Origin of the sequence: Streptomyces sp. NPDC049970, from assembly GCF_040660235.1 — a bacterium.
Taxonomy (GTDB): Bacteria; Actinomycetota; Actinomycetes; order Streptomycetales; family Streptomycetaceae; genus Streptomyces.
This window is the reverse complement of the sequence record NZ_JBFALP010000015.1, coordinates 153,974-168,497: the sequence shown is the minus strand read 5'-3', so window position 1 is coordinate 168,497 and position 14,524 is coordinate 153,974. Positions and strand designations below refer to the sequence as shown.

Genomic DNA, 14,524 nt, shown 5'->3' with positions numbered 1-14,524 from the left:
GACGCCGAAGTCGGCAGCGATCTGTTCCAGCGTGACGCCGGGCTCACGGTTGCGCGCGACCCGCACGACGTCCTCGCGGAACTCCTTCGGATACGACTTGGGCACTGCAACATCCTTCCAGGCCGCCAGTCAGCAAGCCAGGTCAGGTGTCACTTATCCGTGCAGCAGTCCCGTGATCGTGGCTCTGTCGGTCGGTGTCTCGGCCTACGCCGCCTTCCAGGTGCCGGTCTGGTGTGGTGCGGTTAATCGCGACGGGCGGACCTACTGTCGTAACAACGCCTACGGCGTGTTGATGGGCTGCTCGAAACGTCAGCACAGGTGGCAGAAGATCAAGATGATCGTCCTGCGCAGCAAGGTTGGAAACGTCGGCCGCTCCGTCTTTCCCACGGCCAAAGAGAAGTTCAACGGCGCTCTCGCTGTGGGGGGCCTGCTGTCGGCTGTGGCCGCAGTGATCGTTCCGGTTGTGACAGGTGGTTGAGCGGGCACGATCGTTTACCTGGGGCACGTGGAGGGCATGGCAAGCACTGCTCTGACTGCGGCGGCTCGGTTTCTCCGGTCTGACCTGCAAGGCGATCAGCGCCGCCGTGATCACGCTAGAGATTGTCAGGATGGTAAGGGCCAAGCTGTCGCCCAAGGCTCCGGCCTCTCTGAGAGCGGTCGGAGCTCCCGGCAGGAGCAGTCCGACCATTTCTAGGATGGTCGAACTGGCTTCCCGTCGGCACAAGAACGCAGTTCGGGGCTGCGGCCCCACGTTGGGTACTGCGGTTACTGCAAGGGGGCGGCTCTCAAAGAGAGGGCCCAACAGGGAGTGGTGCCGGCCACTGCTCCTGTTGGCTCGTGGTGACCGCTGTTGACCGGTTGTTCTGGTGCCAGTCTGGTGCGCTGCCTCTCGACCTGAGCGGCACAGCCGGGCTTAGAACTGGCTGAGCCACCAGGGCGCCTCCGGGCTGTCAGCCGGGATGACCTCGGCCCTTGCCAAGATCTTCTCGTCGAGGGCGCGTACGAGGGCGCGCAACTCACGCGCGCTCTTCCTGGGCAGTGCATGAAGCACGGCTTCGAGCTGCTCGCGGAAGCCGGCGCCGTAGCACCCGCACTCAGGGAGGCCGCAGTCAGCACCCATGCGTGGGTCTACAAGTTGCCTGAGGGGGCCGTGGGCAAGGACCTTCCAGTGCCAGAACGCTTCTTCCGCGGCCTCGGGCCAGAATCGGGTCCGCTCCAGCCGGCGCAAGTCGGCCGTGCAGGACCCTGAAAGGTGATCAATTAATGGGTACCGTCGCCGCCTCAAGCGGCGGGTGGGCAGGTCGCCCCGCAGGGATGATGGGCGCCTACGCGGCATTGCCCCTTCGGTTGTCGGTCATGCGGGCAAGGTACAGAACAAGGCGTCGGTCGGCTACCGCGTATTCCGGTGGCTGAAGCCTTGAGTTTGGGAATCACGTGGCAGCCTGGCCACGGTCGCGCCCTGGCCCGCCTCATTGGGCGTGAGTCGTGTCCCCGCCACGCCCCCAGAGTCCTGATGCTGACCGCTGCTTACCGTCGGAACTGGCACGCTCTTCTTCGACACGCATTCGGCGAGGGCGGGCGACGCGTGTCGGCTGAAGCCCCACGCCCGGGGTACCCGCCTGAACATGCTTGCTCTGATTGCCTACCGCTCGTATCACGGCGCAACGACCGTGTGGGCCTTCGTCGTTGCAATCCTCATCGTGCTGGTGGCTGGTTGGTACATCCGACGCCGAAGGTAGGCGCGACACCCCAGACCTGCTTGCCCAGGTCCCGCAGGCCGCTACGGACGGTTGATCGGGATCTCATAGACGATCTCGCAGTGAACGGCGGGCACCACGATGCCCGCCGTGTCCACAGGCCGCCCGTCGTCATCGATCTACGTCCTGACCTGCTGCTGAGCTCTCGGCAGTTGTCGGCGCTGGCCATCGTTGAGCGCCCTTCCACGGCCCCCGGACGGCCTGCGAGGGCGCTTGAGCGCGAGCACCGAATTAGGAGTTCGATCTACCCTCGTCCGTGGTGCCTTCGTCGGCTGATCCGACGGGTCATCCAAGACTGCTGTTGTATGCCGCCGTCCGGCCTCGTCGATGTCAGCGTTGGATGTCAGCGGAACATCTGCGGAGCTGGGCAGACTTCCAACGGTTCCTCCGGCCGATCCGCCCACCGCCACCAAGTGTGCCTGCCAGCGCATCGCCACAGAGAGCGGCAGGCCCTCCGGTCGTCGTCTCGCCTGGACAACACGAGACCGTCGGACTCCAGTGGCCGGCCGCACTCAGGACAAGCCGGGGCGTCGTCGGTCATGCGGTGCACCTTAGCGGAGCGACCTCTTCGCCCCGAAGCAACTTGCGTGGGGAGTCTGCCTTGGACTGGTGCGTCTCTCGTCTGCGCTGACGATGCGCAGACGTTCGCTCTCGTCCACCGCTGTCCGTCGGCGTTGTCACGCAGTTAGACACTCACCCATCAACAGCCCACCACGCACACGGCGTTGTCAGTGCAGGCCCTTAGAGTCTCAAGCGCGCGGTCGGCTTCCGGGGGTTCCAGCTCTGAAAGGAATGGTTGCATCCCCGGCCTGTCTGGGGGCGACCCGGAGAATCGCCGGGACCTAACCGACGGCCGGGCTTTGTCGATGGCCAGCAGATGACCTGCCAGAGCCGACCGCGCACCACCTCCTCTCGGGGGTACCACCTGCTCCGCAGCTCTAGCCGGATCGGTCAGCGGCGGTCATACCGGCCGCTGAGGCATTCGCGCTGCGGCGAGCGGACATCGACGTGTCCGGCGGCCTGGTTCTCGTCGATGAGAACCTGGCCGAAGCGAACGGCACCCTGGTCTTCGACACTCCCAAGTCCCATCAGAAGCGCGTCCTGCGGATCGGCCCCTCGCTCGCGTCGCGGATCGGCCGGCACCTGGAGACGCTGCCCGGCGGGGAGGACGCTCTCCTCTTCGTCACGCCCGGCGGCAAGCCTCTGCGTTACAACCAGTGGCGCAAGGCGTACTTCGATCCCGCCGTGGCGGCTGCAGGGCTCACTGACGTCACGCCGCACGACCTGCGTGCCTCGCACGGGACGTGGGTCGCCGACCGATACGGCGTGATGACCGCCGCTCACCGGCTCGGGCACTCGAACGCGAGCGTGACCACTCGGCACTACGCCCGGCCGGTTGCCGGTCGGGATGATCAGGTGGCGACGGCTGCGGATATTTGGCTCAGCGGCGATGACGCGACTGATCCCGTTGTCTGAGTTGTCGCCGAAAGGATCGCGTCCCAGGGACTGTGGTTATGCCGCCATTCGGGTTCCGCGGCGCCAGACGGCACGGGTGTTGAGGGTGTCGCTGATGTTGCTGGTCGGGTCGCCGTCTACCAGTAGGAGGTCGGCGCGGAGGCCCTCGGCGATGCGGCCCCGATCGCTCAGGCGGAAGCGGCGGGCCGTGGTCGCCGTGGCCGCGCGCAGGGCCCGTGCGGGTGTGAGGCCGGCTGTCACCAGGTATTGCAGTTCGTGGTGCAGGCTCGCTCCGTGTGCCAGGCCCCCGAAGAACGTCTCGGGCATGGAGACGTCGGTTCCGGCGAGCACGTCGACACCGGCAGCGTCCAGTGCGCGCACGGTGTCGTAAACGTCGTGGAGCTTGCCCTGCGGGTAGCGGTCATAGCTGGAGCGAAGGGTCCGGTCCCAGTCGGCGTCGAGGCGTGCGGCGACCCGGGGGTCGTCGGCGAGTTCGCTGCCGGTGATCCCCATCATCGAGGCGTTGAGAGTGATGCAGGGGATGACGAACATGCCCGCGTCCTTGATCAGGCTGATGATCTCGGCGGTGTGCGGCTGGTCCATGAACACGTGGGTGACGCCGTCGATGCCGGCTTCGGCGGCCGTCCTGGTGGCCTCCACGGTCAGCGCGTGAGCCACGGTCAGGGCGCCGTACTTCTTGGCTTCGGCGACACCGGCGTGCACGGTGGCCCGGTCGAGCGTGGGCAGCCCGGGGTGTCCCTCTACGCTGCCGTCGTCGATCATGAACTTGATGAAGTCGGACCCCCGGGCGAGGAGCTGCGGCACGAAGGCGGCGGCCTCCTCGGGTGTGGTGGAGAACGGCATCAGGGGCATGACCGGGGGAAGGTCCCACTTGGGCCGAAACCCTTCGGGCATCAGCTCGCTCGGGTGACCGCCGGGCGGTGTGATGGCGAAGCCGGAGGAGCGCACGTCAGCCTGCGTGTCGTCGTCGGTGATGGCCCCCCGGTTCTCCCGGGTGTTCATCCCCTGCATCTCCAGTTCGGTCGTCACCCCGAACCGCAGGGCGAGCGCCAGGGAGCCCGGGGCGGAGTGGACGTGGGCGTCGATGAGTCCCGGCAGCAGTGTGGCGCCGCTGCCGTCGACGATCTCGCTGCCCTCGGGAGCGTCGCCACCGATGCGGGCGATTCTCCCGCCGTCGATGACCACGGTCCGCACGCCGACCGCCTTCTCCCCGTCGAAGATCTGCGCGTTGGTGATCGCGGTGAGCGCCATGGCGGTCCGCCTCTTTCCTGGCTCGTTCAATATTTACATACCTGATGCTATGTACTTATCGAATGGTATGCAAATGTGCCGGCCGGGCCTAGACTCGGCACATGAGCAGCACCTCCTCCGAGCAGCCCCCCGACGACCGGACGCTGGATCAGATCGGTCCGGCGCTGTCCCGTCTGCGGCGACGCGCACCGGCAACGGGCAAGGATCTCTCCCGCAACCTCGTGCTCAACGTCATCGCCGACGCGCCGGGCGAGACGACCGTTGGCGGGCTTGCCGCCGAGATGGGCGTCGCGCAGCCGGTCGCCAGCCGGACCGTCGCCGCCTGCATAGCGGACGGGCTGCTGCGGCGGGCGGCATCCCAGTCCGACGGGCGCCGCACCGTGCTCGAACTCACCGAGCACGGCGAAGCCGAACGCAACCGCTTCGCCGTCGAGCAGCGAGAAGCGTTCCTGGAGATCACTGTCGCCTGGTCGCCGGAGGAGCGAACCCAGTTCGCACGGCTCCTGACTCGATACGGAGTCGACGCCACCGCCTGGTCCAGGAAACAGACCCCAAGACGCGATTGAACGGGCAGCGCCCCGAGACCGAGCCACGGCCAGGAACTCAGGTGCCGAAGCGCTGACGCCCTGACCAGTCTTGGCGCGCTCGCAGGTTGAGGGGCACGCAGCGGGCACGATGACGACGGCAATGGTTCCAGCGGGGCGGCTTCTACCCGTCTGACCTGCGAAGGGGTCCCAGAAGCCGCCCGGCCGCCGAATGGTCTTGAAAACCGTCGTGGCAGCGATGTCACCGTGGGTTCAAATCCCACACCCACCGCAGGTGAACGGCCCCTGACCAGTGCGTATGGTCAGGGGCCGTTCCCGTGTCCGCTGCCCGACCCGCGCCACGGTTTCCCGACGGCCCGAGCGGTCCGGTCGGAACCGTCGTTCGGCACGCGGGCTGCGCCGGAGTGAGGAGAGCCATGGATCTGACGGAGTCTTTGGGCAAGGCAGTGGCCGCGCTGAAAGCCCCTCTGGGGCAGGACGATCGTGAGCAGGGCTGGACCGACGAGTTGCGGAGGGACTTCCAGGAGGCGATCTCGGTCGACCGATCCGTACTGAGGCGTTACGGAGCCGTCTACCTGGCCCGTCCGCGCCTCGACGAGGCGTTGGAGGCCGAGGGGGTGCGGCCGGGGCGCCTGCGCGATGTGGTCCTGGGTGTGCAGGCCCTCGTCGTCGAGGCGTTCGAGGCGGCCCGCCCGCGATGAGTTGCCGGGGAGCCGTCAGGCCGGTGACCTGACCGTCGCGTTCGTCGCGTCCGTCAGGGGCGTTCCGCAGGCGTGGTCAGTGTGTTCGCCGCGGTGTCGTCAGACGGGCGGCCGAGGCGATCGCGGCGCGGGCCTCCTGCTCGGTGAGGCCTGTGCCGATCGCCGCGTTCGTGAGGGCGTCCGCGAGGGCGTCGCCGAAGCCGTGTTCGTACGCGCGGCAAGCGGCCCAGAAGAGGCGGGTGTTGCGCTGGCCCTCGTGCGCCGCGCGTACGAACTGGACCAGGCCCTGGCCCTGCCGGGTGGGGGAGGCCCGGTTGGCGGTCGGCTGCTGTCGCGGCGGGGGTGTGAGCAGGTGGAGGAGGGCGCGAGGGCAGGGCGCCGGTGGGAGGTGGGCGGTGCCGGCGGCGAGCCGGTATCTGCCCTGGGTCGTGACGGAGCCCGGGCCGACCAGGTAGCCACCGGCTCCGCGTACGTCGATTCCGGGGGCGAGGCGGCCGGCGGAGTTGGGCACGGAGACGTCGGGCGGGCCCGTCAGCCAGAGGTGCCGGCCGCCGCTGGGCGTGAGCACCGTGACGGTGGCCGGGATGGTGAAGAGGTGCTGGAGGGCGAGTTGCCGGAGCGCGGCCACCGAGTCGTTGCCGTGGGTGGTGTCGATGTCCAGGTCGATGCCGATGAGGCGGTGCGGCGGGCGTCCGCAGGCGATGCCGTACCCGGTGGCTCGGCGGGCGGCGGCGAAGAGCGCGCGGACGGCGGCCGGGTCGGTGGTGGCGTCGTGGACGCCGTGACCGGCCAGTCCGCAGGCTCCCCGGCAGTGCACGGGCGGGTCCTCGCCGTGGTGTGGGGAGCGCAGGGCGGGGAGCTTGGTCGCGGACAGGGGGAAGACGGGGAGCCCGCGCTCGGCGGCGGAGAGCGCATGGGCCAGGGCCAGGGTGGCGGTCTGCCGGTCGATGGTGACCATGGTGCCATTTTCGTACAGATGTTCGAAGAAGGGAAGGGGGTGGGTCGTGGTGGTGCGACCGGGCGCGAGCGGGAGGTTTGGTGGCGGTTCCTCATACGTGCGAGGGAATCGCGAAGGCCGCGCGGTTCGGCGGGGGCCTGCTGGGCAGTTCTGCTTCCGCGACGTCGTGACCAGCACCGAGGCGGTCGGCCAACCGCTTCGTAACCAGCCTTTACCAGACGCGTTCTGGTTCCTGGAGGAAATTGACATGGCAAGCACCCGTACCGCTCGCGCTCTCGCCGCCGTTGCCGCTCTGCCGCTGGCCGCCGCGCTGTTCGGAGGTGTCGCCGCCGCGGACAACGGTGCGCTCGCGAGCGACGGATCGAACGCGGGGGTGGCGACCATCGGCTCCGCCGGTGTCGGCGGGGACAACTCCGGCAACTCGTCCACGTCGCAGCAGCAGGCCGTCGGGGCCGGCGCCTCCAACCACAGCAATTCGGCCCAGGTGATCGGATCGCCGTTCGCGTACATCGACCAGTCCACGCACTTCGTCTACGTGACCTTCACGCCCCTCTGGGTGAACTGAGCGGTGAGCTGAGTGGTGAACCCAGCTGTGGACCGGGCCTGGGGACGAGTGGCGGACCGGCCCGTGGACCGGCCCGTGAACCGAGCCGTGGGCCCGGCGGTGGGCTGAGTGGGGTCCGTGCGGCGGCGGTGCCGACGCGGTCGCACGGGCCGTAGCCCCGCGTGGGGGTGGGCGGCCTCCTGGGGACGAGACCCTGAGGGCGGGTGTGGGCCCCTCCACCTTCAGGAGGTGGAGCCCGCCCCGCCCCTACAACCTGAGGCGGACTCGGCTTCGGGACCTGGGGCCGATCCCCTCGAAGGTGCCCGCTCCTAGCGTGGAGACATGACCACGCCAGTCTGCACCGGCGCCTCCAGGGCGGTCGCTGCATCCGCCGTACACCGTCGCTATCCGTCGTTCTCGTCGTACGTCCGCGCCCGGGGCCCCGTGCTGCTGCGCACCGCCCGGTCCCTCACCGCGAACCCGAGCGACGCCGAGGACCTGCTGCAGACCGCCCTCACCAAGACCTACGTCGCCTGGGAGCGGATCGAGGACCACCGGGCGCTCGACGGATACGTCCGCCGCGCCCTGGTGAACACCCGCACCTCGCAGTGGCGCAAGCGCAAGGTCGACGAGTTCGCCTGTGAGGAGCTGCCCGAGAGGGAGGCGGCCCCCGCCCCCGACCCGGCCGAGCGGCAGTCGCTGCACGACGCGATGTGGCGTGCCGTGCTCAAGCTTCCCGACCGTCAGCGGGCCATGGTCGTCCTGCGGTACTACGAGGACCTCAGCGAGGTGCAGACCGCCGAGGTGTTGGGGGTGTCCGTCGGGACGGTCAAGAGCGCCGTGTCGCGGGCGCTCCGGAAGCTCCGTGAGGATCCGGAACTCAGCCCCGTCCGGTGACTCCGGCCCATCGCGCGGCCCCCGCCGCGGGCCGGTCATGTGGGCCGACACCGATTCGTACTCCCGGAAGTAGTGACATACCGCTTGGTATGTGAGCAGAATCAGCGCACCCTTACCACCGCGTAGCGCCCACCGGGAGGACGCCGTGCTGAGCACCATGCAGGACGTACCGCTGACTGTGACCCGCATCCTGACCCATGGGATGACCATCCACGGGAAGTCGCAGGTGACGACCTGGACCGGTGATCCGGAGCCGCACCGGCGCAGTTTCGCGGAGGTCGGAAGGCGTGCCACGCAGTTGGCGAACGCCCTGCGCGACGAGCTGGGCGTGGACGCCGACCAGCGTGTCGCGACCCTCATGTGGAACAACGCCGAGCACGTCGAGGCGTATCTGGCGATCCCCTCGATGGGCGCCGTCCTGCACACGCTCAACCTCCGGCTGCCCGCCGAGCAGCTGGTCTGGGTCGTCAACCACGCCGACGACAAGGTCGTCATCGTCAACGGCTCGTTGCTGCCGCTGCTCGCGCCGCTGCTGCCCCATCTGCCGTCCGTCGAGCACGTGGTGGTCTCCGGTCCCGGCGACCGCTCCGCGCTGGAGGGCGTCAGGCCCCGTGTGCACGAGTACGAGGAGCTGATCACCGGACGGCCCGCCACCTTCGACTGGCCCGAGCTGGACGAACGCCAGGCGGCCGCCATGTGCTACACCTCCGGCACCACCGGGGACCCCAAGGGCGTCGTCTACTCCCACCGGTCCGTCTACCTGCACTCCATGCAGGTCAACATGGCCGAGTCGATGGGCCTGACCGACAAGGACACGACCCTCGTCGTGGTGCCCCAGTTCCACGTGAACGCGTGGGGTCTGCCGCACGCGACGTTCATGACCGGCGTCAACATGCTCATGCCCGACCGCTTCCTCCAGCCCGCGCCGCTCGCCGAGATGATCGAGCGGGAGAAGCCGACGCACGCCGCAGCGGTACCCACCATCTGGCAGGGGCTGCTCGCCGAGGTCACCGCCAAGCCGCGCGACCTCAGCTCCATGACCAGCGTCACGATCGGCGGCGCCGCCTGTCCGCCCTCCCTGATGGAGGCGTACGACAAGCTGGGCGTCCGGCTCTGCCACGCCTGGGGTATGACGGAGACCTCGCCGCTCGGCACCATGTCCAACCCGCCCGCCGGGCTCACCGACGAGCAGGAGTGGCCGTACCGCATCACGCAGGGACGTTTCCCCGCAGGCGTGGAGGCACGTCTGGTCGGTCCCGGTGGCGAGCACCTGCCGTGGGACGGCGAGTCCGCGGGTGAGCTGGAGGTGCGGGGGGCCTGGATCTCCGGGGCGTACTACGGCGGTGCGGACGGCGAGTTCCTGCGGCCCGAGGACAAGTTCAGTGAGGACGGCTGGCTGAAGACCGGTGACGTCGGCGTGATCAGCGACGAGGGGTACCTCACACTCACCGACCGGGCCAAGGACGTCATCAAGTCCGGCGGTGAGTGGATCTCCAGCGTCGAGCTGGAGAACGCGCTCATGGCCCACCCGGACGTGGCCGAGGCCGCGGTCGTCGCCGTCCCCGACGACAAGTGGGGCGAGCGCCCGCTGGCGACCGTCGTCCTGAAGGAGGGCGCGACCGCCGACTACTGGGCGCTCAGGACCTTCCTCGCCCAGTCCGTTCCCAAGTGGCAGCTGCCCGAGCGCTGGACGATCGTCCCGGCGGTGCCGAAGACGAGCGTGGGCAAGTTCGACAAGAAGGTGATCCGCAGGCAGTACGCGGAAGGCGAGCTGGACATCACGCAGCTCTGAGCCGATCGGTGGGCCACCGGGCCGGAGCGGCGCACGGCACCTGGTGGCGGCAGCGCATCCGGACGGCGCACGGCACCGGCTCGGGGCATACCTCGGGGCACACGCCGCAGCACGGGGCGAGGGCGGTACGGAGAGATCCCGTACCGCCCTCGCCCCGTGTGTCCGCCGTACGGCCGGCGGTCAGTTCGTCCCTATCTTCGCCAGCAGGTCCACGATCCGGGACTGCACCTCGTCGCTCGTCGAGCGTTCGGCCAGGAAGAGCACCGTCTCGCCCGAGGTGAGCCTCGGCAGCTCCGACTCGTCCATGCCCGCCGAGGTGTAGACGACCAGCGGGGTGTGGTTCAGCGCGCCGTTCGCGCGCAGCCAGTCGATGATCCCCGCGCGTCGGCGGCGTACCTGCATCAGGTCCATCACCACCAGGTTCGGCCGCATCCGGGTGGCGAGATCGACCGCCTCGCTGTCCCCCGAGGCCCTGGCCACCTGCATGCCGCGCCGCTCCAGCGTCTCGGTCAGCGCCGTCGCGATCGGCTCGTGCTCCTCGATCACCAGGACGCGCGGCGGATGCTGGTCGCTGTCGCGCGGGGCGAGCGCCTTGAGGAGGACGGCCGGGTCGGCGCCGTACGCCGCCTCCCGGGTCGCCTGCCCCAGACCGGCCGTCACCAGCACCGGGACCTCGGCCGCCACGGCTGCCTGACGCAGCGACTGCAACGCCGTACGGGTGATCGGTCCGGTCAGCGGGTCGACGAAGAGCGCGGCCGGGAACGCCGCGATCTGGGCGTCGACCTCCTCGCGGGAGTGCACGATGACCGGGCGGTAGCCCCGGTCGCTCAGGGCCTGCTGGGTGGAGACGTCGGGTGCCGGCCAGACGAGCAGTCGGCGCGGGTTGTCCAGCGGCTCCGGGGGCAGTTCGTCGTCGACGGGGTGCGGCTGCGGACGGTTGGCCACCTCGACCGCGCCACCGGGACCGTCCAGCGGCTCCGGCCCCTCGGCACCTTCGTCGGGGGCCCCTATCGCGTACGAACGTCCCTCGGACGCGGGCGCGGGCATCAGCCGGCCCGAGCCGGAGCCCTGTGTGGTGTTCCCCTTGGCGACGCCGGGCTGCGGCGGTACGGGAGCCGGCGCGCTCGGTACCGGCTGTTCCGCCTCGGGCGGCGCGGTGAGCTTGCGACGGCGTCCGGCGCCGCCGAGTGTCTGGTTCTGCTGATGCGCGAGGTGCTGCGCGAAGGGCACGCCCTGCCCCAGTGTCCGCACGCTGAAGGCACGGCCCTGGGTCGAGTCCGAGGACGCGGGCATGGGCGCCTCGGCGGGCAGCGGCTGGCGTCGCGCGTCGGGCGCGGGGGCATCGGCGTCGGCCCGACGCGCGCCCGGCTGTGCTGCGGGTGCGCCCGCGGGTGCCCGGCCTGCCGACGGGGCGACCGTACCCGTGGTGTGCGCGGTGGCGCCGGGGCGCGCCCGGGGGCCCTCACCGGCCGCCTCCGCGTCGACCTCGTGCGCCGGCGTGGCCGGATCCTGCCCCGAGGCGCCGGCCTGCGCCCAGTCGGGCTGCGGGGGGACGGCGGGCAGCGGCTGTCCGGGGCCCGCCTGCTCCGGGGCCGCCTCGGCGGGCCGTGCCCTCCGGCGCCCGGACGGCAGGGGGTGCGGCTGCGGCGGGGTGTGGTCCGCGTCCGGCTCGGTCGGTACGGCGTCGTGGCGCTCCGCCTGCGATACGTCGGCGGGCCCGGCACCGGACACGTCCGGTCGGTCGGTCGCGTGCTGGTCCGGCCGGCCCGCGGTCCGTACGGGGCGGCGTTCGGGCCGGGCCGGCTGAGCGGCCGCCGGGGGCTGGGGCACGGCCTGCGGGGGCGCCACCACGGGCGAGCCGGGGGCCAGGGGCGGGACACGGTCGGCGGAGGCGGGAGGCAGGGCGAACGGGGTACGCGGCCCCGTGGGCTCGGCGGCGCGTTCCTGAGCGGCGGCGAGAGCCCGCCGGGCCCGTCGCCCGCCCGGCTGCTGGGATTGCTCCGGCTCCCCCTGCCCCCCGAACTGGTCCTGCTGCCTGCCCGGAGCCTCGGCCGAGGCGAGAGCGGGCAGCGCGGGCTGGTCGCCGGAGCCCTGACGCGCCGTCCGACCGGACGGCGCGTGGTGCGGTACGCCCTGCGGCGGCACCGTCTGCCCGCGCTGCGGACGTCCGCCGCCTCCCTGCGCGCCCTCGGCCGCCGTGACCACCGACCCCTCCGACGGGGAGGCCGGGGCGGATGACGGCGCGGCGGGGAGAGCCAGCGCCTGCCGGGGCCGCTCCTCCTGGACCGGCGTGCCCGTCTCGGCGGGGCTGGGCCGGCCGCGCCTGCGTCCGGACCCCTCGCTCGGCCGAGCCTGGGTCAGGTCCTGTTCCTGCTGCTGTTCCTGCGGTGCCTCGGACTCCCGGCGCGCCCTGCGCCGCCCGGTCGGCTCCGCCGCCGCGGTGTCACCGGCCGCCGCGGCCTCTTCCACGGCCCCGTCCAGGAACGCGTCGGTCGACGACCTGCGCGCCCGCCGGCGACCGCCCTGAGTGGGCTGGGCGGCGGCTTCGGGCGCGGCGGGTCCGGAAGCCGGGGCCACGGCCTGCGGACCGACGCGCTCCGGTCCCATGTGTTCCGGCCCGACGGGTTCCTCCGCGACCTGCGCTGCTGCGGCGGCGTCCGCGACCTCCGCGACCGGGAGCGGTGCCGGTGCGATCGTCCCCGCACCCGCGCCGATCGGCACCTCCAGGACGTAGGCGCTGCCGCTCATGCCCGCCATCTCGTGCGTCTGGAGCACGCCGCCGTGCGCCCGTACGATCCCGCGCACGATCGGCACGTGCACCGGATCGCCTCCGGCGAACGGGCCGCGCACCTCGATCCGGACCACGTCGCCCCGCTGCGCCGCGGCCACGACCACGGTGGAGTCGACGTAGCCTCCGCCCGGCACCAGCCGGGCCTTGCCGGTCGAGTCGACGCCTGCCACATCGGCGACGAGATGGGCGAGTGCCGTGATCAGGCGGCCCGCGTCGACCTCGGCCTCGATCGCAGGGGCGTGCACCGCGAACTGCGCGCGCCCGGGACCGATCAGCTCGACCGCGCCGTCGATACCGGCGGTCACCACCGAGTCGAGCAGCACCGTCTGCTTGCTGAGCGCCTCCGTACCGCTGTCCAGGCGCTGGTAGCTCAGCACGTTGTCGACGAGCGTCGTCATACGCGCGTAGCCCGCGGCGAGATGGTGCAGGATCTGGTTGGCCTCGGGCCAGAGCTGGCCGGCCGGGTCGGCGGCCAGGGCCGACAACTCGCCGCGCAGCTCCTCCAGAGGCCCGCGCAGTGACTCGCCCAGGACCGCGGTCAGCTGGGTGTGCCGCTCGCCGAGATCCGCGAGGCGCTCGGTCTTCTCCTCCAGCTCGGAGGCGTACCGCTCGGTCCGGTCGGCGATCTCGGCGGCGTGCTGTCCGGTGAGTGCCTCGATCTCGGAGCGGTGCTTCCCGGTGAGCTCGGCGATCTCGGCGGCGTGCTGTTCGGTGAGGCCGGAGACCTCGCCGGTGTGCTGCTGCGTCAGTTCCTCGAAAGGCCTGCGGTCGGTGAACGTCATGACGGCGCCGACCAGCTGGTCCCCGTCGCGCACCGGCGCGGTCGTCAGGTCGACCGGTACCTGCGCACCGCTCTTGGACCAGAGCACCTGCCCGCGCACCCGGTGCTTACGGCCGGACCGCAGGGTGTCGGCGAGCGGCGACTCGTCGTACGGGAAGGGCTCACCCTCCGCCCGCGAGTGCAGGATCAGCGGGTGGAGTTCATGGCCACCCAGGTCGCTCGCGCGGAAGCCCAGGATCTGCGCGGCGGCGGGGTTCACGAGGACGACCCGGCCGTCCGTGTCCGTACCGACGACGCCCTCCGACGCGGCGCGCAGGATCATCTCGGTCTGGCGCTGCGAACGGGCCAGCTCGACCTCGGTGTCGACGGTGCCGGAGAGGTCCCGTACGACGATCATGAGCAGTTCGTCGCCGGTGAAGCTGGAGTGGATGTCGTTGTATCCGGCCTGGCCGCTGTCCAGGGAAGCACTGGTGACCTCGACCGGGTAGTCGGTGCCGTCGGTCCGGCGCGCGATCATCCGGGTGGGCTTGGTCCTGCCCCGCTCGTCCGCGGCGTCCGGCCTTCGCATCGACCCCGGGATCAGCCTGGAGTCGAACTCCGGAAGCAGATCGAGCAGTCCGCGCCCCACGAGCGCGGTGCCCGGGGTCTCGAACATCTCGAGGGCGATGGTGTTGGCGTTGACGACCGTGCCGTTGCAGTTGACGAGCAGGAGCCCGTCCGGGAGGGCGTCCAGTATGGCTGCGAGGCGAGCAGCGCCTCGGGATGGCCTGCTGCTCACGAGCGCTTCCTCCCTGAATACCGCACCTTGCCGACAGCGGGCCCCATCCTGCCCCTCGGGCCTCAGGCTGTCACTGGAGGAGTCTAAAGGCAGGGAGCGCGTGAGGGGCGGCGGATGAGGGGGAGCTCTCACCAAGGTTCTGTGCACACGGTGTACGCCGGTGGTCCCTGGCGTGACCGCGAGCGCCCCCTCTGACGTGCGCGAACGCGGCCGGACGTGGGCCGGGACGTGCTCGGACCACGCCCGGAAACCC

Annotated in this window: 10 protein-coding genes, 1 tRNA gene and 2 pseudogenes; 8 read left to right on the top strand and 5 right to left on the bottom strand. The window is 70.8% G+C overall.

Annotation, left to right across the window (positions count from 1 at the left end):
- The first annotated feature begins 172 nt into the window (after positions 1-172).
- A complete protein-coding gene (locus AB0I83_RS24130) occupies positions 173-478 on the top strand; it encodes a hypothetical protein (RefSeq protein WP_363306083.1) in 306 nt (101 codons plus the stop codon).
- A 435-nt stretch (positions 479-913) separates the two neighbouring features.
- Here AB0I83_RS24130 and AB0I83_RS24125 read toward each other — a convergent pair whose 3' ends face one another.
- Both AB0I83_RS24125 and AB0I83_RS24120 read right to left on the bottom strand, forming a co-directional pair.
- The gene (locus AB0I83_RS24125; protein WP_363306082.1) at positions 914-1,120 is read right to left on the bottom strand and encodes a hypothetical protein; all 207 of its coding nucleotides are present in this window, start codon (positions 1,118-1,120) and stop codon (positions 914-916) included.
- Positions 1,121-1,780: 660 nt separating this feature from the next.
- Positions 1,781-1,870: pseudogene (locus tag AB0I83_RS24120) on the bottom strand (GntR family transcriptional regulator); the annotation flags it as partial.
- Positions 1,871-2,732: 862 nt separating this feature from the next.
- On the opposite strand from AB0I83_RS24120, the pseudogene AB0I83_RS24115 reads away from it, so the two are divergent.
- Positions 2,733-3,233, top strand: a pseudogene (locus tag AB0I83_RS24115) (tyrosine-type recombinase/integrase); the annotation flags it as partial.
- Between the two features lie 36 nt (positions 3,234-3,269).
- Here AB0I83_RS24115 and AB0I83_RS24110 read toward each other — a convergent pair.
- The gene (locus AB0I83_RS24110) at positions 3,270-4,484 is read right to left on the bottom strand and encodes an amidohydrolase family protein (RefSeq protein WP_053929575.1); all 1,215 of its coding nucleotides are present in this window, start codon (positions 4,482-4,484) and stop codon (positions 3,270-3,272) included.
- 101 nt (positions 4,485-4,585) lie between these two features.
- Here AB0I83_RS24110 and AB0I83_RS24105 point away from each other — a divergent pair, with 101 nt between their 5' ends.
- From AB0I83_RS24105 to AB0I83_RS24095, 3 genes are all read left to right on the top strand, one after another.
- Complete coding sequence (locus AB0I83_RS24105; RefSeq protein ID WP_031090228.1) at positions 4,586-5,050, top strand: MarR family winged helix-turn-helix transcriptional regulator; 465 nt, start codon at positions 4,586-4,588, stop codon at positions 5,048-5,050.
- A 132-nt stretch (positions 5,051-5,182) separates the two neighbouring features.
- Positions 5,183-5,297 (top strand) — tRNA-Ser (locus AB0I83_RS24100).
- A 148-nt stretch (positions 5,298-5,445) separates the two neighbouring features.
- Positions 5,446-5,730, top strand: a complete 285-nt coding sequence (locus tag AB0I83_RS24095) for a hypothetical protein (protein ID WP_356535451.1) — start codon at positions 5,446-5,448, stop codon at positions 5,728-5,730.
- 76 nt (positions 5,731-5,806) lie between these two features.
- On the opposite strand, the gene AB0I83_RS24090 is transcribed toward AB0I83_RS24095, so the two are convergent.
- Positions 5,807-6,688 (bottom strand): bifunctional DNA primase/polymerase, encoded by an 882-nt coding sequence (locus tag AB0I83_RS24090; RefSeq protein ID WP_363306081.1) that lies wholly within the window; start codon positions 6,686-6,688, stop codon positions 5,807-5,809.
- A gap of 247 nt (positions 6,689-6,935) precedes the next feature.
- On the opposite strand from AB0I83_RS24090, the gene AB0I83_RS24085 reads away from it, so the two are divergent.
- From AB0I83_RS24085 to AB0I83_RS24075, 3 genes are all read left to right on the top strand, one after another.
- On the top strand, positions 6,936-7,253 hold the full coding sequence (locus AB0I83_RS24085) for a hypothetical protein (protein ID WP_356843266.1): 318 nt from the start codon (positions 6,936-6,938) through the stop codon (positions 7,251-7,253).
- Positions 7,254-7,574: 321 nt separating this feature from the next.
- A complete protein-coding gene (locus AB0I83_RS24080; protein ID WP_363306079.1) occupies positions 7,575-8,129 on the top strand; it encodes a SigE family RNA polymerase sigma factor in 555 nt (184 codons plus the stop codon).
- Positions 8,130-8,274: 145 nt separating this feature from the next.
- On the top strand, positions 8,275-9,921 hold the full coding sequence (locus AB0I83_RS24075) for a long-chain fatty acid--CoA ligase (RefSeq protein WP_363306078.1): 1,647 nt from the start codon (positions 8,275-8,277) through the stop codon (positions 9,919-9,921).
- A 180-nt stretch (positions 9,922-10,101) separates the two neighbouring features.
- On the opposite strand, the gene AB0I83_RS24070 is transcribed toward AB0I83_RS24075, so the two are convergent.
- Complete coding sequence (locus AB0I83_RS24070) at positions 10,102-14,271, bottom strand: PAS domain-containing protein (protein WP_363306077.1); 4,170 nt, start codon at positions 14,269-14,271, stop codon at positions 10,102-10,104.
- Positions 14,272-14,524: the final 253 nt, after the last annotated feature.

Coding starts and splice junctions, on each gene's coding strand:
- AB0I83_RS24080 (WP_363306079.1), top strand. CDS start 7,575: ATGACCACGCCAGTCTGCACCGGCGCCTCCAGGGCGGTCGCTGCATCC.
- AB0I83_RS24125 (WP_363306082.1), bottom strand. CDS start 1,120: ATGGGTGCTGACTGCGGCCTCCCTGAGTGCGGGTGCTACGGCGCCGGC.
- AB0I83_RS24110 (WP_053929575.1), bottom strand. CDS start 4,484: ATGGCGCTCACCGCGATCACCAACGCGCAGATCTTCGACGGGGAGAAG.
- AB0I83_RS24105 (WP_031090228.1), top strand. CDS start 4,586: ATGAGCAGCACCTCCTCCGAGCAGCCCCCCGACGACCGGACGCTGGAT.
- AB0I83_RS24090 (WP_363306081.1), bottom strand. CDS start 6,688: ATGGTCACCATCGACCGGCAGACCGCCACCCTGGCCCTGGCCCATGCG.
- AB0I83_RS24085 (WP_356843266.1), top strand. CDS start 6,936: ATGGCAAGCACCCGTACCGCTCGCGCTCTCGCCGCCGTTGCCGCTCTG.
- AB0I83_RS24095 (WP_356535451.1), top strand. CDS start 5,446: ATGGATCTGACGGAGTCTTTGGGCAAGGCAGTGGCCGCGCTGAAAGCC.